This window comes from Bacteroides sedimenti, assembly GCF_040365225.1.
Lineage (GTDB): Bacteria > Bacteroidota > Bacteroidia > Bacteroidales > Bacteroidaceae > Bacteroides > Bacteroides sedimenti.
On the sequence record NZ_AP028055.1, the window covers coordinates 1,610,420 to 1,634,963 of the forward strand.

Annotated in this window: 15 protein-coding genes; 7 read left to right on the forward strand and 8 right to left on the reverse strand. The window is 42.8% G+C overall.

What is annotated here, in order from left to right; translation table 11 throughout:
• Positions 1–8: 8 nt before the first annotated feature.
• Together ABWU87_RS06555 and ABWU87_RS06560 are read left to right on the forward strand one after the other, a co-directional pair.
• A complete protein-coding gene (locus ABWU87_RS06555) occupies positions 9–1,790 on the forward strand; it encodes a SusD/RagB family nutrient-binding outer membrane lipoprotein (RefSeq protein WP_353334188.1) in 1,782 nt (593 codons plus the stop codon).
• A gap of 145 nt (positions 1,791–1,935) precedes the next feature.
• Complete coding sequence (locus ABWU87_RS06560; RefSeq protein ID WP_353334189.1) at positions 1,936–5,673, forward strand: endo-beta-N-acetylglucosaminidase; 3,738 nt, start codon at positions 1,936–1,938, stop codon at positions 5,671–5,673.
• Between the two features lie 135 nt (positions 5,674–5,808).
• Here ABWU87_RS06560 and ABWU87_RS06565 read toward each other — a convergent pair whose 3' ends face one another.
• The 4 genes from ABWU87_RS06565 to ABWU87_RS06580 all read right to left on the reverse strand — a co-directional run bounded on the left by ABWU87_RS06565 (position 5,809) and on the right by ABWU87_RS06580 (position 13,089).
• Positions 5,809–7,722, reverse strand: coding sequence for a RagB/SusD family nutrient uptake outer membrane protein (locus ABWU87_RS06565; protein WP_353334190.1), 1,914 nt, complete (start codon positions 7,720–7,722; stop codon positions 5,809–5,811).
• 21 nt (positions 7,723–7,743) lie between these two features.
• Entirely contained in the window at positions 7,744–11,277 is a 3,534-nt protein-coding gene (locus tag ABWU87_RS06570; RefSeq protein ID WP_353334191.1) for a TonB-dependent receptor, read from the reverse strand.
• Positions 11,278–11,415: 138 nt separating this feature from the next.
• On the reverse strand, positions 11,416–12,414 hold the full coding sequence (locus ABWU87_RS06575; RefSeq protein WP_353334192.1) for a FecR family protein: 999 nt from the start codon (positions 12,412–12,414) through the stop codon (positions 11,416–11,418).
• Between the two features lie 45 nt (positions 12,415–12,459).
• Positions 12,460–13,089, reverse strand: a complete 630-nt coding sequence (locus ABWU87_RS06580; protein ID WP_353334193.1) for an RNA polymerase sigma-70 factor — start codon at positions 13,087–13,089, stop codon at positions 12,460–12,462.
• Positions 13,090–13,392: 303 nt separating this feature from the next.
• Here ABWU87_RS06580 and ABWU87_RS06585 point away from each other — a divergent pair, with 303 nt between their 5' ends.
• Both ABWU87_RS06585 and mnmA read left to right on the forward strand, forming a co-directional pair.
• The gene (locus ABWU87_RS06585; RefSeq protein WP_353334194.1) at positions 13,393–14,037 is read left to right on the forward strand and encodes a response regulator transcription factor; all 645 of its coding nucleotides are present in this window, start codon (positions 13,393–13,395) and stop codon (positions 14,035–14,037) included.
• Between the two features lie 14 nt (positions 14,038–14,051).
• A complete protein-coding gene (mnmA, locus tag ABWU87_RS06590; RefSeq protein ID WP_353334195.1) occupies positions 14,052–15,134 on the forward strand; it encodes a tRNA 2-thiouridine(34) synthase MnmA in 1,083 nt (360 codons plus the stop codon).
• 103 nt (positions 15,135–15,237) lie between these two features.
• Here mnmA and ABWU87_RS06595 read toward each other — a convergent pair whose 3' ends face one another.
• A complete protein-coding gene (locus ABWU87_RS06595) occupies positions 15,238–16,599 on the reverse strand; it encodes a metallophosphoesterase (protein ID WP_353334196.1) in 1,362 nt (453 codons plus the stop codon).
• A 300-nt stretch (positions 16,600–16,899) separates the two neighbouring features.
• Here ABWU87_RS06595 and ABWU87_RS06600 point away from each other — a divergent pair, with 300 nt between their 5' ends.
• The gene (locus ABWU87_RS06600; protein ID WP_353334197.1) at positions 16,900–17,979 is read left to right on the forward strand and encodes an AraC family transcriptional regulator; all 1,080 of its coding nucleotides are present in this window, start codon (positions 16,900–16,902) and stop codon (positions 17,977–17,979) included.
• A gap of 92 nt (positions 17,980–18,071) precedes the next feature.
• Here ABWU87_RS06600 and ABWU87_RS06605 read toward each other — a convergent pair whose 3' ends face one another.
• Genes ABWU87_RS06605 through cysK form a run of 3 tightly spaced genes read right to left on the reverse strand, consistent with a single transcriptional unit; the run spans position 18,072 to position 20,596 of the window.
• Positions 18,072–18,287, reverse strand: a complete 216-nt coding sequence (locus ABWU87_RS06605) for a hypothetical protein (protein ID WP_353334198.1) — start codon at positions 18,285–18,287, stop codon at positions 18,072–18,074.
• A 1-nt stretch (position 18,288) separates the two neighbouring features.
• Positions 18,289–19,590 carry an O-acetylhomoserine aminocarboxypropyltransferase/cysteine synthase family protein gene (locus tag ABWU87_RS06610; RefSeq protein WP_353334199.1) on the reverse strand — a complete coding sequence of 434 codons (1,302 nt, stop codon included), beginning with the start codon at positions 19,588–19,590 and terminating at the stop codon, positions 18,289–18,291.
• Positions 19,591–19,648: 58 nt separating this feature from the next.
• Positions 19,649–20,596, reverse strand: a complete 948-nt coding sequence (gene cysK / locus ABWU87_RS06615; protein WP_353334200.1) for a cysteine synthase A — start codon at positions 20,594–20,596, stop codon at positions 19,649–19,651.
• 154 nt (positions 20,597–20,750) lie between these two features.
• Between cysK and ABWU87_RS06620 the strand changes: the two genes are divergently transcribed.
• Together ABWU87_RS06620 and ABWU87_RS06625 are read left to right on the forward strand one after the other, a co-directional pair.
• Complete coding sequence (locus ABWU87_RS06620) at positions 20,751–22,145, forward strand: S41 family peptidase (RefSeq protein WP_353334201.1); 1,395 nt, start codon at positions 20,751–20,753, stop codon at positions 22,143–22,145.
• Between the two features lie 140 nt (positions 22,146–22,285).
• Positions 22,286–24,376: a VapE domain-containing protein gene (locus ABWU87_RS06625; protein ID WP_353334202.1), complete on the forward strand. Its 2,091-nt coding sequence runs from the start codon at positions 22,286–22,288 to the stop codon at positions 24,374–24,376.
• The last annotated feature ends 168 nt before the right edge of the window (positions 24,377–24,544 follow it).

Consider the following 24,544-nt stretch of genomic DNA (forward strand, 5'->3'; position numbering starts at 1 on the left):
CAAATACAATGAAAAGAAAAATAAATCTTATACTGATTTCCTCCGCCCTAACACTCGGATTATCATCCTGTCTTTTTCAGGACGACCTACCTGGTTCTGAATTAACTTCAAGCAGCAAAGAGGGAAGTTCAGTGGTATATGTAGGTAAAGCTGATACTATTAATTATAAACACCCTGCTAAAACTCAGGCCGGATTACAATCTGCATTGGCGGAAATGGAAAAAATCGCGCTTCTAGGACAGCTTAACACGGCTCAGTTTGCTATGAGAGGAGGTAAAGACGGTAATATACCTGGTCCTCACCAATACCAATTCCAATTCAGCCTTGAAATTGATAACTATGCTGGATATATGTGTCTACCACAACGGTTTGGCGGACGTATGCCTTCTACTTATTATAATTTCGATAATTTTAACGGAGGTGCTGCCGGATCTTTTATATCTATAAAAAATTCAATTGTGCCAATATTGAATCATCCGCAAATTGATTCTATTCCCGAAATCAAAGCATTCGCACTCTTGATTTACAGTTATAGCTCTCAAGAAATGACAGACATTTACGGGCCATTCCCTTATGCAGATTATAAAGCGAATAAGCAAACTGCACCTTTTACCTATAACTCAGTAGAGTCAATTTATAAAACAATCGTTAATAATTTAGATACCATCGTTGCATGCATCGACCATTTTGAATCTCAGCCTTCCTGGTATCAGGAAGCAGTTAAAGGGATATTGCAAACCAATGACTTAATAACAAGTTTTGAGAACAGGGATATTAAAAACTGGAAAAAGTTGGCAAACTCTCTAAAACTACGTATGGCGATGCATATTGTGAAGATTGACAGCAAACTGGCAAAAAAATGGGCAGAGGAGGCTGTACAATCCGGAGTGATAGACTCAAATGAGGCTCAGGCAAAACTCGATCCATTGACGTTTGGTTTTAGTCATCCCCTCGCAACGATTTCCAACATATGGAACGACACACGATTAAACGCATCTCTCGAGAGTATTATGAAGAGTCTGAACCATCCATATCTGGCTTTTATTTTTGATAAAAACACAGATCGGATTTATAATAAAAACGATGATAATAAATTCCTGGAAAAAGAATCTAAAATCGTTGGGCTTCGTTCCGGAATATTGATGCTGGAAGGGCAAAACTACGAAGCAAATTTCAGAGTTGCTTATTCAAGAGTAAATGAACTAAACATCAGCACAACTCCTCTTTATATTATGAAGTATGCAGAAGTGCTATTCCTAAGAGCTGAAGGAGCTTTGAGAGGATGGAACATGGGAGGCTCGGCTCAGAGTTTCTATGAACAAGGCATAAAAGATGCTTTTGTTGGTGAGGCGTTTAATGATATTTATCAAAATGTACAGCAACAATATATGGCACAGGATAAAGCAACTGATTTTACATACGAAGATCCCTGGAATCCCCGCTATAACAGACCTAGCCTAACAAAGATCGGTGTAAAATGGAATGAAGGTGAAGACAAAGAGACCAAATTGGAAAAGATCATCACACAAAAATACATTGCCAATTTCCCGTATTCATTTGAAGCATGGACTGATTTAAGAAGAACTGGATATCCCAAAATATTCCCTGTATTGCGTGATGAAGGAGATGGGTCAATCGCTGCAGGCGATATAATCCGTCGTATTCCATTCCCGGGAACAGGTCAACCAAGCGTACAAGCAGATGTAGATAAAACAGGTATACCGGCTTTAGGCGGACCAGACAAACAGGGTACTCGACTCTGGTGGGATGCCGCTGTGGGTAATTTTTAGAATATCAATCCTGAAAGCGCAAAGCCAGAGTAATCTGGCTGCGCTTTCCTAAAACAACCTTAGCCAAATTTAAGGAAACAGACATCAGCACAAAAATCTACTTATGAAAAATTTCACTTATTGTCTAACTTTAATTAACAACACAATGAAAAAGATTTATTTATTATTTTTCTTTGTAAACCTGGCCGTCTTAAGCTGGGCACAACGAACACCTGAACATCCGTTGGATATACCTCAAGGTTCGACAGACTTGTACACAATTCTCGAGAGCTGGGAGCCTGGTACACCTCCTCCGGGAACAAATCAATTTGACGATCAGTTTTACATTTCTCGTGTTCGTCCATTGTCCAGAATCGTTGATGGAGATTATCAGGCAAATAATTCTGCAGACAAAAACAGAAAACTTTGTGTGTGGGTTCCATTGGATGATCCTACTACTACCTGGAAATCTCTTCCGCGCTATTGTTTTGAAGGAGACAACTTCAGCATGTGGTCGTACACCGACATTCACGGAAACTGGACAGCACCCTGGATGAGGGTAACTGCCGGTATAGCCGACGTTGCACATAAAAACGGAGTAAAAGTGGGATGCGTAAACTCCATTCCATGGAGCGTATCCGTATCCGACAGCCAATACAACACTTATGGAAAGGTTTTCTATCGTTTGTTTGAGAAAAACACTGATGGAACATTTAAACATTCAATGAAGCTAGTCAAGCTCATGAAATATTACGGTATAGATGGGTTAGGATGCAACTCGGAATTTCGTTCAAATTCAACTTTTATGTCTAAACTGATGGCTTTTTCGCAAGACTGTCATAAGAAGGCAAAAGAGATAGGTTGGGAATTCCAATTGCATTGGTATGACGGAACCAATGATAACGGTGGCATTTCGTTCGACAGTGGATTAGGCGATCATAATGATGGAATGTTTGGAACTGGTGACAACATTGTAACAGACATGATGTTTGCAAATTACAACTGGAGCGGAAGTCTGCTTTCAAACTCAGTTACTAAGGCCGAATCTATGGGACGCAGCAGCTATGATTACTATGCAGGTTTTGATATTCAGGGACGTGCCTTCAAAAACAGCAATTGGAGTGCACTCAAAGATAACAAAATCTCTATCGGACTCTGGGGAGCACATGCCCAAAGTTTGTTGCATCAAAGCGCTACCGACGACGGATCTTCTGATATTGCTATTCAAAAGGCATATCTACTCAAACAAGAACTTGCTTTCTCAGGTGGAAACCGCAACCCGGGATTAACCCCTCCCCTACGTACAGATGCTACACTGGCAAATGCCGACCTGAAAACATTCCATGGCCTTGCTTCCTTTCTAACAGCCAAATCAACACTGCAACAAATTCCATTCGTAACACGATTCAGCCTAGGTAACGGTCTGTTTTTCAAGAACCAAGGCAAAACCACTTTTGCTCACAAATGGTACAACATCAATACCCAGGACTTCCTGCCCACATGGCGTTGGTGGATTACAGACCGCAACGATCAGGTGACTCAGGAAAGTCTCTCCGGATTGGTAAAAGCCGATTTCACTTTCGATGATGCCTGGTTTGGAGGTTCTTGTCTGAAGCTTCACGGAGCAACCAATTTCTCCAGAGTAAAACTGTTCAAGACCAACTTCAGTGTAAAATCTGATTATACACTTTCTCTTACCTATAAGGTATTAAACGGAACCGATCCTCATGCAAAAATGTTTGTTGCTCTGAAAGGCGCACTTAGCGATTATAAGGAAATTGCACTACCGGTATCTGCTAAAGCCGGCGAGTGGACTACTTATACTGCTAAACTTTCTGAACTTGAATTGCCAGCCGATGCTGTAATCTCAATGATCGGACTTTCTGTTGAAGGTACTACCGAAGACTACAACATGTTATTGGGTGAAATGGCGGTTCGGAATCCATCTCAGGCATTTACAACAGTTCAGCCAGACATCACTAAGGTAGAGATTCTTCGCGGCCGGTACAACCAGCTTGATTTCAAACTATTCTATAAGAGTAAGGATGAATCAAACGGTGTGAAAACCTATAACGATGAAGTAGACACCTGGTACTATGAAATCTACTTCCAACAAAAAGGAGAAGCACAACAACTGCTTACGGCAACAACCTCATGGGCTGGTTATGTAATCGATGCTCCTCTTACAAACGGTGAACGTGAAGGCCGTTTCGGAGTACGTGCCGTTTCTCCCGATGGAAATAACGGCTCCGAGATCCGTTGGACAGAATATCAGGCTTTACCTTATAATGACCCTATTGAGGTAGTAGAAACCGACCGACCGGTAATCAAACCAAACGAAAATTTTACTGCAAGCTTTAAGGATCTGCTTCATGGAAATGCAAAATGGGAGATCAAAAACCCAATCACGGGAGCTTCACTTGCTTCTGCCGACAATGCACGTGAAATAAAAGCAACTATAGCTGAAACAGGTCTTTATGATCTTTATATAACCAATGCTGACGGTAAAACAACCATTATGCGCGGATTCATTCAGATTACTCCGGAACAGACCGGTGCAATGCCTCAGATTAATACTTTTGCTGCCAACAAAACAACAGCTACAACAAGCGATAACGTTGAGTTCACTTATACTTCTCGCGATGGTGAAGGTACTGTTTCACGTGCTTTAAAGGTAGCCGATCCACAAATGTTCATGGTGCCGGCTGCTGCACAAACCGGCTATGCTTACTCCTATGCCTTGTGGTTTAAAGCAGATAAATTCTCTCACGACAAACAGGGTACCAATCTGATCAACAAGAACTCTATCGGTGACAGCTGGCCTCATAATAACTGGGGAGACCTTTGGGTAACCATCCGCCCGCAATGGCAGGGAACTGCACTGCACCCTGCTAACGAAGTTTCCTTCAATACAATGGGATGGACAGCTCACGACAGCCCTAACGAATCGATGATGAGTACCGGATTCAGCGTTACTCCGGGAGTGTGGAACCATTTGGTTATTACTCAGGATGCCAATAAAAATCAAAAGATGTATTTCAACGGCAAGAAATTGGCCGAAACAGTTTTCTCAGCTTCCACACGTCGTGAAGATATGAGCGATAGCCGAATAAACAAAAGTGTTCCAGCCAACATCTTCTTTGGTGGTGGCGGAGTTTACAAAGCAGGATTCAACGGTGCCATCGATGAAGTTCAGATCTGGAACAAAGCATTATCGGATGAAGAAGTTACACAATGTATGAAAGGATACGAAGTAGCTCCTGAAGGACTTACCGCCTACTATACTTTCGAAGAGAAGGCTGAAGACAATACTTTTGCCAATAAGGGTAAAGGCGGCGACCTGAAAGGATCTGTTGTTATTGTTGACGGTAGCGGAGGCGAATCAACCACCTCGGCTTCCTATAAAGCCTGTGAAGCATCAAACGACCTATTAGGTTATCCAGGCATTACCGGAACACTTGAAATCAAAACAACTCCTGAATGGCGACTCAAAGAAGCAACTTTACCAGCTAAAACAGATGGAAAGGCTGTAACAGTTTCATATACAAAAGGCGGTAAGTTTGATGCCGGATTGACAATCTCCAACATGTGGGGTAAAGACACGAAGGATATGATTGAGTATATTACTATCACAAGTAGTGTAGGTATCGAAGATGCGGCAACAGCCCAACTTTCGGTTTATCCTAATCCTTTCGTTGAATCAGTAAACATGATGTTCCCTGAAGCAGGCAATTACACTATCCGTGTAGTCAATGCGCTCGGTCAGTTAGTTACCAGTCGTGCACTTTCAGCTGCAGCTTCCGAAATTATCAATGTAGCTGTTGATGGTCCTAAAGGTATGTACTACCTGCAGATTCTGAAAGATAAGGTAACCTATAAAACTGTAAAGGTGATCAAAAAGTAGAAAATCACATACTTCAAGTTTCTCGCATAATGCATGAAACCATATAAAAATAGCCCGGAGTGATTAATTCACTTCCGGGCTATTTAATGTAATAATGATATAGATTAGTTTTTCATAAACTGAACCAGATAGCTATTAATGTTCCCAACCCGGATTCTGAGTTAATGCCGGATTCAACACTATTTCATTGGTTGGAACCTGATATAGATAATACTTATCAAGCCATCCTTTACCTTCCGTGTTAACCGGATCTGCAAACAGATATGCATAACCTTGCGTTAATGTCGGATCAGCCAAATGAGTAGTTTCGTTCAACAAACCTCTTTTAGATACGGCATCCTTTGTTGTCCAGAAACCTTTCTGCTGTTTGTTGATAAAGAATTTGGCCATTCTCCAGCGGCGTACATCATAAAAACCAAATCCTTCACCCATCAGTTCGATAATTCTTTCACGACGTACTTCCCACAAAAGCGGATCAATCAGATTACCATCATCATCCGTTGGTCTGTTAGGATCAAAGTTTGCATCGATATCGCTTACAACCATTTTAGCAACTGCAGCGCGTTCACGCAATTTATTGATACTTTCATCAGCAACCGATTGGTTAAACTGACCAAGTTCCCACATTGCCTCAGCATAATTCAAGAGAACCTCTTCAATTTTGAAGATAGGTTTATCAGATGTATTCAATGTCGCTGTTCCGCTTTCTTCCCATAAAGTGTAGTTTTTCCAAAGGAAATAGCCTGAATAACTGCAGATGTAAGCCTTAATCTGTTTGTCAACGATATTAGGAGAATAAGGCAACAAAGATGCACCCCAGTTTTGTGCCGGCAAGCGTTTCATACCAACGCCTGGATTTGCACACGAAGAATTCACACCAATCAAGTCAATATACTCTCTGTCGGCCGGATTATTGGTATATCCCCATGTTGCTTTAGGGTTATCAGCAGGTTTGTTGGCACCATTTTCCACCACTTTAAACGGAGGCATAATGGTAAGCAGCATACGTGGATCGCGATTGCGGAAAGTAGAATATGGGTCCTTATCACCGTTATACAACGGAGATTTAGAAATTGTTTTTCCATCCTTGCAAAGATAAAGATCAACTGTTGCCTGGTGTAGTCCGTAGTTCGAGTTTGAAATATGTTCCTGATAAGAAAAGTTATGAGGAACCAATGCATTATACGGCTTATAAAGAATAATGCCCGGTACTTTACCTAAATCTTCAGTAGTCCACATCTCACCATAGCCCGATCCCGGAGTTACTTCAGTACCACAACCGGTATACAATTTAGGATATTTGGCCATCAATACTTTCGAAACTCTTGCACACTCTGTCAGGTATTTCTCATAGTCGCCCAGCTTATGGTACTTGCGCCATGTACCCTCACGCAATGTAAAGCGTGATAAAGCTGCACGCACACAATCCTGATTGATTGTATTCGAACCGTCTTTGGTAGTAAATTCGCCAATATTAGCTTCGGCCCATTGCAAACGTGTCAATACGGAATCAGCTACAATCTTACGGGCAATTCTTTCTCCGAAAGCCTCAGGAGAAACTTCATTCAGTGGTTTATTAATCCATGGAACATCGCCAAAACGATTTATCAGTTCCATGTACCAGAATGAGTGGAAAAAGTATCCTACCGCTCTCCAGTGGTTCTTCTCAGCAGCCGACATTGATGCGCATTTATCAATGTTTGATAACATAATGTTCACTCTTCTTATATATGCAAAATCCCATCCGTTGCCAGAGGCAGATTGGCTCACAGTCTGAAACGCATAAGGGTTATAACTGCTTTTTGTAGTAATATACCCAGCATAAAAGTCGCCGTTATAGCAGGAGCTTTGAGCACAATAGTTTACAGAGGTTTGAATCGTTGTATTTGTAAACATATCATACAACGGAAAAGTAAATGCTTTAAAGTTATCATAGGAACCAAAAGCCGTCTCTTCAGAGATGTCTGTTACAGGGTACTTATCAAGGAACTCATCGTTGCAAGATGCCAGCGAGAGTGCCATTGCCGCTATTATAAATATCTTTTTCATGGTTTATTTTTCATTTTAATATTAGAACGTAATGCTTGCACCAAAAGAAGTTGTACGGTAGAATGGATAGTTCCAGCCAAGAGTTTCCGGATCAATGCCATTTGTCAGTGAAGTAATGGTAGCAAGGTTTTCAACACTCACATACATTCTTAGCTGTTTTACTGTTAACTTCTTCAGCCATTGTGCTGGAAACATATATGAAAGGGTAACGTTCTTCACACGCAGATATGCAGCATTCGATAAATATTTGTCGCACACACGGGTGTTTGAACCTACATTCTGCATCTGTCCATATAAACGATAAAATTTAGGATCCGATTTTTCCGGAATCATGTAATTTTCGTTTGTAGGATCTGTGCTGATTGGTTTCCAGAAATCTTCCAGACCTTTATACAGAGGAATGAACACAGCATCTGTTGAGCTGGTCCCGAATGGGAAAATCATCGTATTACTCAACCAAACATCACGTTTACCTGTTCCTTGCAACATCACACTCAGGTCAAACCCTTTGTAAGATGCGCCCAGGTTTGCCCCGAATTGGTATCTGGATGTATTGTTACCAATAATTTTACGGTCTCCCGGATTAACTAATGTACCATTTCCCGCATCAATCTGATTTGCGCTTACCTCGTCATCTCTAAGATTTTTGAATTTCACATCACCCGGACGAACGTTAACTCCCTGAATAGTAGTAATTCCTTCTTTCAGCTTCCAGGAATTTGTATCTACGAAATCGTTCACAGTATAGTAACCATCAGCTACATACCCCCATATTTCACCCAGGTCGCGACCAACGTAATAATCAGACATCAACCCTGTTTCTTTAAACTTCGTTATTTTTGATGTATGATCGTATACATTAAAACCTACTCTGTATCCAAAATCACCAATTTTGTCGTTCCAGCTAAGACCTAGTTCCCAACCGGTTGTTCTCATATCGGCCACATTCTGAAGAGGAGCTTTTACACCCACAACCGATGGAATCTCACTGCCTGCCGACAACATACCTTTAGTATCACGTTGATACCAGTCAAACGTACCGCTTAAACGATTTCCAAACATTGTTATATCCAAACCTAAGTCGAGTGTTGCCACCTTCTCCCAGGTAAAGTTACTGCGTACCAAATTTGGAACACCAATAGTGGTTACGTAGGCACCGTTATTCAACCAAACACCGTCCGAACTGTTGATACCCATAGTTGGAGTATACTGATATGGATCAATTGCCTGGTTGCCAATTTCTCCCCATGAGCCGCGAACCTTTAAGCCATCCAGCCAGCTACGGGTTGATTTCATAAAACCTTCTTCGGCAACCTGCCATCCTGCAGAAAATGATGGAAAGAAACCAAAACGTTCATTCTTAGGAAATTTAGATGAACCATCATAACGACCATTTACCTCCAACAGATATCTTCCGTTCCAGTTGTAGTTTAAACGGTAAAATCCGCTTCGGATAGTATAAACGCTATAACCGTCAGTGATAGTCTTTGTACCGGTTGCACCGCCAAAAGATGGTGTCGACTGTACTGCCTGTTGTTCCGCATAAGCATACAAGTCCTCATAATAACTCTTTTCTTGGTCAAAACCACCCATCAGTTTAAAATTGTGTCCTCCAAAAGATTTGCTGTAAGTAGCGTATGCATTGATTGCATTGTAATCAGTAAAATATTTATCTTTTGTATAGGTATCACGCGAAGGAGCTGTTTGCTTCGCCATCTGAATGGTTGTGTAACTGTACTGACCTGAATAGTAAGAATAATTAGTATTGTTCTTGTTGTATGTGTATTCAAATACTGCTTCCAAGCCCTTCATTGGTTTTACAATAGACTTCATAAAGATACGTGGGTTATCAACCGTAGTACTTGATGTTCTTGCCAAATTCAGCAGTCCACGTGGCGTAAAGATCGGGTAATCTTTGTCCAGACCACTGATTGACGCAGGCATATCTCCTTCAGGATAAAATGAAATAAGACGGGTTGAATAAATCCCTCCAGCTGCATCCACCGGCATGGTCTTGTTGCTTTGTGAATAACGTACATCTATTTCCTGAGTAAACCAATCAGTTACGTCTGCCGACAAGAAAGCGCTTACATTCTTACGACTATACTGGTCCTTATTTGTAACAATCGGTCCATTCTCAAAGTTGTAACCTGCAGCAATACGGTAACGAAGTTTTTCTGTACCCCCCGATGCGGATAGGTTGTGATTGGTCATAAAACTAGTTTCCAGCATGTTGGCAAAAAGGTCTTTTTCATTCAGATAATAGATTTTGCCATTTGGATCTTTGTAGATACCGTCACCTACTGTAGCATAAGCACCTGGATTCATTTTATAATCCTTCACATAATCCTTCCACTGTGCAACACTCTGACCGTTTGCCCAATAAGAATCTGTAAATCCTGCTTTCAGGTAATTATCCAGATAACTTTCCAACGATACTTGTTCAGGTTTATTAATTGAAGACTCGAAACCAAAATTATTGTTGTAGCTCAAAGAGAAGGTAGTATTTGATTTCGGACGTTTCGTTGTAACAAGTACAACACCTCCTGCTGCACGAGCTCCATAGATGGCTGCCGATGCTGCATCTTTCAGTACGGTTACTGTCTCAACATCTTCAGGATTCAGCATTCCCAAATCACCCGGAACGTTGTCAATCAATACCAGCGGAGATCCTCCGTTAATTGATACCGTTCCACGAATATTCAGCGAGTTGCTATTCTGTCCGGGAGTAGATGAGCGTGTTACCTGCAAACCGGGAATAGTACCTTGCAAAACAGAAGTAGTATTTGATACCGGACGGTCACCTAAAATCTGTTCCATCTTTACCGAAGCGACCGATCCTGTCAGGTTCTCTTTCTTCTGAACCCCGTAACCAACAACTACCACTTCTTCCAGTTGCTTTGAAGATTCTACCATCACAATTTTCAGATCGTTTTTGTCTTTTAGCGCAACTTCTTGAGTTACAAAACCAATATACGATACTTTGATTAATGATTTTTCGGGCACATTTTTCAGGATAAACTTTCCATCCAAATCGGTAATAGTTGCATTATTGGTTCCCACAACCGAAACGTTTACGCCAATTATTGTTTCTCCATTAGCGTCTTTTACTATTCCGGTTACAGTCTTTTTCTGTTGGTTTCCAGACTTTTGTTCTGCTTTTTGTTCTACCCTGTCCATCGGACGATAAATAGTAATCCGGGTTCCTTTAATCTCATAAGTGATTCCTTTTGAGGTAAACAGAGTTTTTAAAATCTGTTCCACACTTTCGTTTTTCACGTTCAAGGAGACCTTATCATTCAGGTTCACATCGTTGTTACGAACCAGGAAAGAGTATCCGCTCTGTTTCTCAACTTCATCCAACACTTTGCCCAGCGAAACGTTTGTCATCTGAATGGTTACATTCTTATCGATCAAAGAGAATGCCGACACCGATTGCGTTGGAAATAAAAACACTGTAAATAAAAATACAATTAACGGGAAATTCGTTAATTTTAGGTCGCGGTGATGAAGAAAAGGGAGTATAAAATTCCCCATTTCTGATTTGTTTTTCATACCTTTGTACTGATTTTGATTAAAAAAATTATTACGATTGATTGAAATCTATGAACCAGGATGTCTGACTCACATTCTGGTTCTACTTTATAACTTATTTACTATCCATTCTACCTCCTTATTCTTTATAGGTTCATATTAGTTTTTATCTTTGATAGTTATTACATTTCTAACTCTTGTCCAGGTATATTTGTGATCCACATCAATATCCGAAAGGATCTCATCAATGTTACAGTTCACATCAAAGCTACCCGAAAAACGCTCATTCTTCAGTTTATCACTTCCATTTGCTATTCTGACATCATATTTCCGCTCAAGCGCAGTGGCAATCGTTGCAAATGAATCGTCTATAAAGCATAGTTTCCCGGTAATCCACCAGGAAGATTTCTCAGCGTTTATTTCATTTTTGCATATCTCACTTGTAGCCTTATTATATGCAACCTGCTCATTCGGGTTCAGTACCATCTGTTTACTTTTCTGTCCATCAGAAACCTCCACATTCACCTTTCCTTCAATCAAACCAACCTTTGCTACCTGTTCGTTTGAATAAGCACGAACATTAAACGTGGTACCCAACACACGTACATTAAGTTTTCCTGAGTGAACAAAGAAAGGACGGTTGGCATCTTTTGATACTTTAAAATAAGCCTCTCCTTTCAGGTAAACTTCACGCTTTTTATTTTTCCCGAAGTCCTGAGCATATTTAAGGGAAGAACCAGCATTGAGCCATACACAGGTATTATCAGGTAAAACAACCTTCGAAAGCGAACCATAAGGTACCGATGTTTCATAATAAACCACCTCCTCTTTATCATTTCCCGATTGAAGAAATTTATAAAGCAGTGAGTTACTTGTGATGAGAAGCAGCAGAACTGCTGCAACTTTATATAAAGAAAAAGGGATTATCCGTTTTTTCGATTGATAAGGTTCAATTTTGGTCAGCAATTTCTCAAAGTTGCGATCTTTCTCTTCTTCGAATTTCACTGACGAAGATAATGCCCGTGCTTCTGCCATATTACGAAACAGCTGCTCAGCCTTTTCATCTTCCCGAAGCACACGAACTAGTTCAGCAGCATCAGCCTGACCGATGTTACCAGAAAGATAATCTGCTATTAATTGTTTTATTTCTTTAGGCATATCTATTGCTTTTTATAATAGATACACCTGCCGATAAGGAAACGTTTAACGGAAAATGAAAAAAATCAGAGAAAAAATAAAAAGATAGGTAAGTATGGGGTTAAGCGCATCTTTCACTTTGGTCAAAGCAATCTTAATTTGCACCCGTACAGTGCTTACAGTAATGCCATACGACTCTGCAATTTCGTCGTATGATTTATTGTTATAGAGATTGTCCGTAAAAATTGCCCGGCAACGCTCCGGCAAATTATTGACCGCATCAAGAATCAAATCTTCCACCTCCTTTTTTTCCAGTACACTGAGTGGTGTATCAGTTGAAGTGATGTATTCTTCCTGAAACTGGTTCAGCAGCTCTTCTGCTTCAGTCAATACTCTCTCGCGCGATTGGATTGAACGGATGTAGTTCAATGATCTGTTCTGAACAGCCTTCTTTAGATATGGAGTTATCGGATAGGTAATATTCTCGCGATTCTCCCAAAGGTTAACAAAAACATCATTCACCACTTCGCGGGCTACGTCTCTGTCAAATATATAAGCTGTAGCAATCGTACATAGATATACATAGAAAGCATCATAGATCTGTCTGAATGCTTTCATGTCACCCTTATTCAGGTTGACAATTACCATTTCGTCTATATCAATTATACTTACTGATTTTCTATTGTAGTTGTTCATGTTAGAAATCCTTCGGTCACTTCACCGGTGAGTAATTAGATTTGTTGTGTTTGTTAATAAATATTTCGTAAGGTTCAAAATTACTAAATCTAAAGCAAAAATACAACGATTTTATTAAATTTCATTCCAATTAATGCTTTTTTATAAAAAATATTTAAATTCATTCATCCCCCCTACCTTTATCAGGTTTATCAAGATACTTTAACCAATAAATAAAAGAAAAACATTCTACAGGCAAAATATTCCCACTATTTTGCGTAAATTTGCAGCCGTATTTGTGCAATTACAGCAGGCTAAAGATTTATGAGAGAATTCATCATTGCAGACAATCAGGATATCACGAAAGCGGGAATGCTGTTTCTGCTGGGTGGATTGAAGGAAGCAGGCAATATTTGCGAAACAGACAATCGCGGGGAATTGATTAAGCAACTGCGTGTTTCGCCCGAAGCCGTGGTGATTCTGGATTACACACTTTCCGATTTCAACGGTGCCGATGAATTACTTATCCTGAGCGAACGCTTCCCTAAAATAAACTGGATACTTTTTTCGGATGAACTCAGTGAAGAATTTGTAAAACGAATACTCTACAGCAGCCAGCAGTTCAGTATTGTGATGAAAGACAATTCGAAAGAAGAAATCCTTTCTGCCCTGCAATGCGCCATGCACAAAGAACGGTTTATCTGCAACCATGTAAGCAATATGCTGATTGGGAAACCCATTCAGGCGCCAAAAGATACAGTGCTTACCAATACAGAAAAGATTATTTTAAAAGAAATTGCATTAGGAAAAACTACAAAAGAGATTGCTGCCGAAAGAAACCTGAGCTTCCACACAATCAATTCGCACCGGAAAAACATCTTCCGGAAACTGGAAGTCAACAACGTTCACGAAGCAACAAAATACGCCATGAGAGCAGGGATTGTTGACCTGGCGGAATATTATATATAACATTTATTTTTTATATGGAAATTGCAACATTACTTTCGGGGGGTGTAGATAGTTCGGTAGTAGTACATCTGCTAAAGGAACAAGGATACGATCCCTCTTTGTTTTACATTAAAATCGGAATGGATGGCGATAACGACCTCACCTGTACGGCCGAGGAAGACATCGAAATGGCCACCTTTGTTGCCCGTAAATACGGATGTCGTTTCGAGATTATCGACCTACAAAAAGAATACTGGGACAATGTCGTGGCATATACCATCGACAAGGTTCGTCGCGGCCTTACTCCCAACCCCGACGTGATGTGTAACAAGCTGATCAAGTTTGGCTGCTTCGAACAGAGATGCGGAAAGGATTTTGATAAGACCGCTACAGGACATTATGCCTCTACTACCGAGAAGGACGGAAAAGTATATCTTTCCACCGCTATCGACCCGGTGAAGGACCAGACCGACTTCCTGGCTCAGATTGACTACCTGCAGGTATCCAAGCTGATGTTCCCGTTGGGTAGCCTGATGAAAAGCGAGGTAAGAGATGCAGCGCTTCGTGCAGCCCTGCCTACCGCCAAGCGAAAAGACAGCCAGGGTATCTGTTTCTTGGGCAAGATCAACTACAACGACTTTATACGTCGTTACCTGGGTGAAAAAGAGGGTAAGATTGTGGAGCTGGAAACCGGAAAGGTACTTGGCACCCACAAAGGATACTGGTTCCACACCATCGGCCAGCGCAAAGGATTGGGCTTGGGCGGAGGTCCCTGGTTTGTAATTAAGAAGGACCTCGATGAGAACATCATCTATGTTTCCTGCGGGCACGACGTGGAGACCCAGTACAGCACCGAGTTTACCATGCACGATTTCCACTTCATCACCGATAATCCTTGGGAATCTGTAAAGGATTCAATCGATGTCACTTTCAAAATACGCCATACTCCGGAATTCATTCCCGGCAAACTGACCCTCGACGGAGGCAATTACAAGATTGAATCCTCCAAGAAACTGCAGGGAGTTGCCCCCGGGCAGTTTGGTGTGGTATACGATAAAGACGCACATATCTGCATTGGCAGCGGAGAGATACAAAGTAACGCAGCCGGAGCATTTTAATTCTGCGAGAATTAAAATGTCCGGCCGTTCACCACTTAAAAACCAATCCTCCACTAAAGGAGGATTGTATAAGGATCAATAAATCTTTTCGAGGTGGATAAAACTATAAATTCACCTCTTTATGATCTACCAACACATGTTTGCCATATCGATATTGATACAATGCCACCTGTAGATTATTCTTATTCGATTTTGTAGGAGTAATCGTTATGAAGTGCATCTTCATCGTATCTTGCTCTATCACTGCATTCTTATCGCGGGTTTTCATATCCTCCCAAGTACCCGAATTTGCATAAATACACGCCTTACCTTTATGGTTGGTATAAGTTTTAATCATTGGCTCATGCGTATGACCAAAAACTACGATACGAACATCAGACTGAGAATTCTGAAAGAACTGCACATTCGACTGTTCGTCGATGAACTTCGTTTTAAGACTACCCACTATCGCCGTATCGATAGGTGTCATAACAGCAACATTGTTATACTTCTCACGAGCATCCCAGTTGGCTTGAGTAAATAAGCCATTGTACAGATTCATCTGGATGCTTCCATCAGTCGCACTGTTTTTAGGTATAATATCATTAATAGAATAAGTCTTTGTGTATTTCCCCACGTTTGTCTTGATAATCGGGTCGCCATAATTGTCTTTCACATAAATCACCTTCTCCATCACTGTCTTCCACAGGTTATAATAAATGTATTTGCTCTTCTGTTCAGCATTTTTGGGGTCATTGAGCGTTACGTCGGGCACTTTTGTTGCCGCCTCTGGTGTGGTTGGATCCGTGAATGAGTTGGCTGCAATACGAGCGAAGAAATACCCTGGAGGCATAAAGGATCCGGGAGCTTCAGATTCATTGGCATTCGGTGTCATCGCGCAGAAGAAGTCGTACCGGTGACCATGTTCAATGGATATTTGCGAATAACTGTCGGGATTATAGGTACCAACCGCATACTTATTGCCTGCATCTCGGGCCTGATTCACTCCCGGCAAAGCAATCTGGATGTTTTCGGGCGTGAATCCCATATCATGATTGCCGGGGATATAAGTAAGCTTAACCTTACCATCCTTGATAATGCCATTCAGCACATCAAATATTCCTTGATTAGATGCTACTGTTTTTCTCACAAAATCGGCTTGCGAACCATTTCCGTATGTTTCCGCCCGTGTGGGAATATACCACTCGTCAAACATATCGCCCGCAATGACAAGCTCCTTGATGGTGCTCGACGATCTCACCTCATTAAGGAACTGCTCCAGCCGTTTCAGGTGCTTCACGTTTTCAGAGTAAGACAAATCGTTTCCCAAATGCAAATCGCTGATAACAACAATCTTGTCTTTCCCACTGCCGGTGTTTTCACTGACAGTATCAAACGGGTTTGGAGAAACAGGATCATCTGAGCTACATGACATCAGAGTAAAGGTTAACGTCATCCATAGAAATAAAAAATACACGTTTTTCATTATACAATAAGTATTAGTTATAAATAATTATTAATTAACATATCATTCCCTCATTTCGGTCTTAATTAACAAAAGGTTTTCTTCGGTTTAGTTTATGCATTTCCCTTACAATAGTTCTTTTTCACAATCAAAAAAGTACTGTTTTAAGGTGTATCGGTTTCAGAAATAAAATTAAGCCTTGTCTTCTGAACAGGTGCTTCACAATCACAATTTCATTGTATCATTATTACAAAAACAGGAAAATTTGTCACCAGGTATTGAATTTAATTATCAAATTTTTAGTTAAATTTGCTGCCAACTATGCAAAGCCTATATTTAGCCACCCCGTTTGCGGCAGCAATTGCCTGCCTGCTCACTTCCTTGTTGCTCTTCGCACGCAGAAAGAGTGGAGAGCGTTCACGCCTCATCCTTTCATGCATCGTCATGTTTTCCGTTGGGAACTATATCATGCGGTTTATCGATCTCTGCCATGGAAACGAACCCCAGTTGGTCATCTCGGTACCCATGCTGTTGCTTGCTATCTTCATGGTTATCTCGTACATCATGTACCCTATCGAAGTGATATCGCCGGGATACCTCAATTGGCGTCGCATCTTCAAGCTATATAGCCCCTGTCTGATTCTGGCTGGTATTTATGGCCTTTCCATAAAGTTCGGAGCAACTTTTCCTCCTTACCATTCATTGCAAGACATGTTGCCTCAGTTCACTGAGTTTCATGCGTGGTTCCGTCTTTTGCTTGCCATGCTTATCTTTGCACCGGTGTTATTCATCTTCACCATACCTTACACACGCCGTTATAACAACACCGACAGGTCATGGATCATGAGATACACAATCTGTTTAACTATCAATACGATAGCCTACATGATAGTGCTTATGTCTGATTTACTGATAATTAAAACCCTATATTATTACGTAAGTGCAGGTTGCAGCATCTATGTTGCTTACCTGGAACTGTTCGAAAGGCTGATAGGACAACATCCGGTTCCTGTGGATGAAACTGTCACTGTGCCTGCCGACGAGTGCAATAATGTTGAAATATCAGTTGCAAACCAGAATCCATTGTGTGAAAGGATCCTTCTTCACATGAACCGCACATGCGATTACAGAAACCCCGATCTTTCGCTTAATATGCTGGCCGGTTTGCTTTACACCAACCGTACTACACTCTCAAATGCTTTGCACGAACTGGGATATTCCAGTTTCAACAACTATATCAACACGCTGCGCATCGAAGAATTTATCCGGCATATCGAAAACAATAAAACATTTAATTATCAGGATGTTTTCTATGATGTAGGTTTCCGTTCAAGAGCCACTGCTCTTCGGAATTTTAAGCAATATACCGGGAAAACGCCGTCTGAATATTTTTCCGAATAATACAAAATAACACAGCCGGACTATTTTAATTCTGCGTGAATTAAAATGTCCGGCTGTCTACTACCTAAAAAACAACACCAACAAATACTTTCTTAAGGTTCAGGTTCCTTTATTATATCGGAACGTCGGGAAAAGCTTTCAGATAAAAAGATTTGTCCGTCTTCTTTCGGAATATATCCTTGCGGGGCATTAAGTATGGCCCGGTCAGATCTTTGCAGATGAAAGAAAGTTATTATCCATTCCGAACTAAGCCGGGCAAAATCTTTCTGATAAGCTGGCTGATGCAATTCTGTTCTCAGCCCATTCAAGTTAAAGTTTGGTTAAAGCCTGTTCAATATCTCTCTTGATATCATCAATATTTTCAATACCTACAGAAAGACGAAGCAATCCGGGCACTGCCCCCGCTGCAATCTTATCCGCTTCGGAAAGCTGTTCGTGCGTGGTTGTGGCAGGGTGAATAATCAGTGTTTTGGCATCTCCCACATTGGCAAGGTGACTAATCAACTGCAGACTGTTTATCAGTTTGTCTGCCTGTTCGCTTCCACCCTTCAGTTTAAAGGAGAGCACCCCACCGAAACCCCTTTTCAGGTATTTCAAAGCCAGTTCATGATAAGGACTGCTTTCCAGTCCCGGATAGTTTACATATTCCACTTCCGGACGAGATTCAAGCCATTGAGCCACAGCCAGTGCATTCGACACATGGCGTTCCACTCTCAGTGACAGCGTTTCTAGTCCCTGCAACAATATGAATGAGTTGAACGGTGAAATGCTGTTTCCCCAGTCGCGCAATCCTTCTGTACGTGCACGAATTGTAAAGGCAATATTCCCAAACGGACCATTTGCGCCAAATACATCCCAGAACACCAATCCGTGGTAACTCTCGCTTGGTTCGGTGAATGCCCGGAACTTACCATTGCCCCAGTTAAACTTACCGCTGTCAATAATCACTCCTCCCAGCGCTGTGCCGTGTCCGCCAATCCATTTGGTAGCACTTTCCACCACCACGCTTGCGCCATGTTCCAGCGGACGGAATATTGCTCCGCCGGCTCCAAAAGTATTATCCACAATCAGCGGAATGTTGTGCTTATCGGCCACTGCGGCAATCGCTTCAAAATCGGGGATATTCAAATCCGGATTACCGATTGTCTCCAGATAAAGGGCTTTCGTATTTTCATCAATCAGCTTTTCAAACTCTTCGGGAGAATCGTTCGGCGTAAAATGCACCTTCACTCCCAGACGTTTGAACTGGTTTTTAAACTGATTATAGGTTCCTCCGTACAGGTGAGAGGTAGATACAAAGTTATCGCCCGCTTCAAGAATATTGTTCAGTGCGATGAACTGTGCCGATTGTCCCGAAGAGGTGGCCAGCGCCGAAAGTCCTCCTTCAAGAGCGGCCACTCTCTTTTCAAACACATCAGTGGTAGGATTCATCAATCGGGTATAGATGTTGCCAAACTTCCGCAGTCCAAAAAGGTCGGCTCCGTCCTGGGCATCTTCAAATACATACGAACTGGTAAGGTATATAGGAACCGCGCGTGAACGAGTTGTTTTATCCACTTCCTGTCCGGCATGTACCTGTAATGTTTCAAATTTATAATTCTGTGTTGACATCTTGCTGTTTTTTAGTAGGTTTAAAAATAAGTAAGCTATGGTATAAACTGATTATTGATTAAAGCGGATATTCATCAAATGCATATAGAAGCGTAGAGAGGTAGCGTTCGCCGGTATCGGGCAACAACACCACAATCTTCTTTCCGGCATTCTCCGGACGTTTTGCCAGTTGAGCCGCCGCAAAGACTGCAGCTCCCGAAGAGATTCCCACCAACAACCCTTCCCGGGCGGCGAGTTCTCTACCTGTACGGATGGCATCATCATTAGTCACCTGAAGAATTTCGTCCACAACCTCCGCATTGTAGTTCGAAGGAACAAATCCTGCGCCAATTCCCTGTATCTTATGCGATCCCGGTTTTCCACCCGACAACACAGGTGAGTCGACAGGCTCAACCGCTACAATCTTCACATTGGGATTATGCTTCTTCAGAGTTTCTCCAACTCCCGAAACCGTACCACCGGTTCCTACGCCGGCCACGAATATATCAACCGTTCCGTCGGTATCTCTCCATATCTCTTCAGCGGTTGTCTTCTTGTGAATTTCCGGATTGGCAGCATTCTCAAACTGATGCAGAATCACAGCATCCGAAGTCTGTTCTTTTATCTCGATGGCTTTTGCAATCGCCCCTTTCATTCCTTCGACACCCGGAGTAAGCACCAGGTTTGCGCCAAGAGCCTTTAGCAGGTTTCTGCGTTCCACACTCATGGTATCGGGCATGGTCAATATCAGTTTGTACTTTTTCACTGCCGAAACAAAAGCGAGTCCCACCCCCATGTTTCCACTGGTTGGTTCCACGATAACGCTGCCCGGTTTTAGCAATCCCTTATCCTCTGCATTTTGAATCATTGCAAATGCAGTACGGTCTTTCACACTACCGGCCGGGTTAAAGTATTCAAGTTTGGCAATCACTGTTGCCCCCAGATTGTTCTCTTCATTAAAATGAGAAAGCTCCAGTAAAGGAGTGTTTCCTATCAGGTCTGTCAATTGTTTTGCGATCTTTGCCATAACGTTTGTTTTTAATTAATTTCGATATTGCAAAGATAGCGGGTTTGTAATGGTTAGACAATCACGCAAAATAGTCATTTTCGTACCACAAATATGGTATATATAAAATTTTATTTACTAGATTTGTTGTCTTAACTATTCAAAACACAGAAAAATGAAGAAATATAGATATCAGCTTCTCCTTATTTCGGTAGCTACGATTGCCATCCTTTTCTCTTCCTGCAAGGGAGAAGACAGAACTCAGGAATATAAGGACACCAAGGGAGTGAACGACTGGGTGTACAGCGAAATGAAAAATGTCTATCTTTGGTATAATGAAATTCCGGCAAGCAGCAAGCTTAACTTCTTCACTCAGCCCGATGTATTTTTCTACACCCTACTCTCTGACAAAGAAAAGAAAAACAACCGATACTACTCCTGGATAGAGAAAAAGGTGACAAAAACCAGAAGCATCGACGAGAATTCGTCCTATGGATTCGAGTTTATGAGATACAACCTCGGAAACAACATTCAGTATGCCCGTGTGCTGTATGTGCTGCCAAACAGCCCTGCCAGCAATGCCGGACTGAAAAGGGGCGACTGGATTCTCGCCTTCAACGATCAGAAGATTACCGACACAAACTATCCCCAACTGCTCACCGGAAATGGGGTTAAACTGAAGCTGGGAATTTTCACCGGAAGCACAACCACTCCTTTCGCCGAAAGTGGCACAATCTCCTTAACCGCGGCCAGAGCAGTAAACAACGACCCGATTTTGGCAAGCAAAGTAATAACCGGCACCTCCGGAAACAAGATTGGCTACCTTATGTACACTCATTTCTCCACTGGTCCGGGCGATAATGCAGACGATCACACTTACGAGAATGAGTTGCGCCAGCTGTTTGCCTCTTTCAAGAATCAGGGTGTAAAGGATTTCGTGCTCGACCTCCGTTATAACCCGGGAGGATATATTACCAACAGTCAGCTTCTCAGCACCATGCTGGCTCCCGGTTCTGCGCTCGACAAGGAATTTTGCACTATAAAATACAACGACAAGATGGTTCCGGCTAAAACCACCTATAATTTTGACCGCACCATCATTCAAGGGGGAGCCAACCTGGATCTTTCCCGCCTGTATGTTCTGGTGAGCAATTTTACAGCTTCCGCTTCGGAACTGCTGATTAACGGATTAAGACCCTACATGCCGGTTACACTGATTGGAACCACCACCGAAGGGAAGAATCTGGGTTCAACCACTATTGAAGACGATAAGTACGACTGGAAGCTTCAGCCCATCATTGGCATGGTGTTCAATTCCGAAAACAAATCCGACTATAGCAACGGCTTTACACCCAATCTGGTGTTAGATGAGATGGATGATATCGCGGCATTCAAGGAACTGGGCGATGAAAATGAACTGATGCTGAAGCAGGCTCTTGCCTTGATAAACGGCGTAAGCACCAAAAGAGCTGTCCGCACCAGTTCAATCTCTCCCGTGCTGCAAGTCAAAGAGAGTTCTTTAACCCGAAAGGCAACAAACGGAGTGTGGCTACCTCCATTTATAAAGTAAAAAAACAGTTTCTCAATAAAAAGTGTGTTTTAGCGGGTTTGCCATGATTCCCGCATAAATAGGCAAATGTAAACAATGCAAAGCTTTGATTCATTGTTTATATTGCCTATATTTGGCAAACACAAAAAAGACACAATACTATGAACCTAAAAGTATCCCATTACAAAGGAAAGAACAAAGGGAGCCCCACGTTTGTGGAGAATCTGCCTTTCGTTGAAGTTATCAACTCATTCAAAAGCCTGAAGTACGCCACACTGGCGCATGCCCTGCGCAACGGAGAAAATGAAGCGGACAAATACACCGAACCGCTACCTTCCTTCACCTTTGCCGCCACCTTTCAGGGAGGGCGCACCAAGACTAACCTACAGAATTACAACGGCGTGGTGCAGCTCACCAGCCGGAAAATGGAGCCCCACCAGGCCATCCGCCTGCGCAACAAAGTCGCCCGTGAGCCCAACACCCTGGCCGCATTCATCAATGCGGAAGGCACGGGAACAGTGATTCTGGCACTCGTCTCCTACCCCGACCGTTCGCTGCCCCAGACAATTGACGAAATGGTCCGCTTTCAGGAACACGCCTACGCCGTGGTAAGCCATTACTACGAAAGACGCCTCCAGTTCGAAATGGACGTCAGCATCAGAAAGAATCCCCATTCGCTGATTCAGCTTACCACCGCCACCTACGACCCGGAACTTTTCTACAACCCCGATGCCGAGGTGTTTCACATCATTACGAAGAAAGATTACGAGAAAAGTCCGGCACGCCTGTTGCTCAACCTCAAGGGCGATCCCATCTCCTTCGATCATCTACCCATAGGCGATGAGCGCGATGCCGAAATCCGCCGGGCGTTCGACCGCGCCTACTCCAACGCCCTCAACTTCGAACCGTTCCGGGAGAACAACCGGGAAGAGTTTGTCTACGGACTGGCGTACTTCTGCTGCCTGGCAGGCATTCCGGAGGGAGAGACCATCAAACTGGCGCTTATCCGTTGCATCCGTACCAGGTTCACACCCGAAGATATCCGCATGGCTGTCCGCATCAAGTACAAAGAGTACGAAGCGGCACTCGGTACCGACGACGGCATCAGCAAAACGGAGAAAGGAATCCGTCTGCTGGAGCGGTTCATCCGCCGTAACTTCGTGCTGCGCCGCAACGTAATTCTCGAAGGGGTGGAGTTCCGCTATGCCGAACAGACCGACCACAGTTGGAAAGCGTTGCGCGACCATCACCTCAACACCATCTACATCCGGGCACGCAAGGAGGGCATCAACTGCTCGCTGGGCGAGGTGAAGGCCATCGTCGATTCCGAAATCACCCCCTCCTACCACTCCTTCAAAGATTATATGTTTGTGCCGTATGTTGAATGGGACGGGCACGACTACATCGGCGATGTGGCAGCCACCGTTCCCACCAGGGAGCCCGAATACTTTGAATGGTGTTTCCGCAAATGGTTCGTCGCCATGGTAGCGGGTCTGCTGAACGACCGGGTGATAAACCACCAAATCTTCGTGCTTATCGGCGGCAAGCACGGCATGGGGAAATCCACCTGGCCCGAGCGGCTGCTCCCTCCCGAGTGGCGGAAGAACCACTTCGACGCCAACGTCTTTTCCAACAACGCCAACGCCACCCGGATGAAGCTGAGCACCTGCGCCATCCTGAACATTGACGAGCTGGACACCATCCAGCGGTACGACCAGGAGACGGTGAAGGAGCTTTTCACCACCTTCAACATCAACATACGCACCTCGCCCGAGCGTCCGCCCCGCAACTTCGTGCGTCATGCCTCGTTCTTCGGCACCACCAACCACCTCGATATCCTGCGAGATTACACCGGGAGCCGAAGGTACCTGTGTCACGAGGTGACAGGCCCCATCAACTTCGATTTCAAGGTGGACTACAAGCAGCTCTATGCCCAGGCATGGCACCTCATAACCAAGGGCTTCCGGTTCTACTTCAACGCCGAGGAGAACGAGATTGTGGAGCAGCACAACAAACGCTACATGGAAACCGATGCCGACATGGAGCTATTCTACGAATACTTCCGCAAACCCGAACAGGACGAAGAGGGCGTTTGGCTCTCTGCAGCCCGGCTGGCAGAACATATCAAGAGTAAGATGGGAATTGCGGTGAGTAAGAAGATGATAATGAAATTAGGAAGAAACTTGAAATCGTTGAATTTCAAATTCAGAAAGTCCAGAGGGATAACGCAATACGAGGTCATACTAAGGTAAAGTGGTGTACATGGTGTACTTAAATAGTCCCTTTTTCGGTTTTAGAATTTCATATTTGAAAAAAATTCTTTTTGAAGAATTTTCAAATTAGAATTTCTGGAAAGCAAAAACATACGTTTTAAGTACACCATGTACACCACTCCGTCCGGTTTCATACGAACCGGAGCA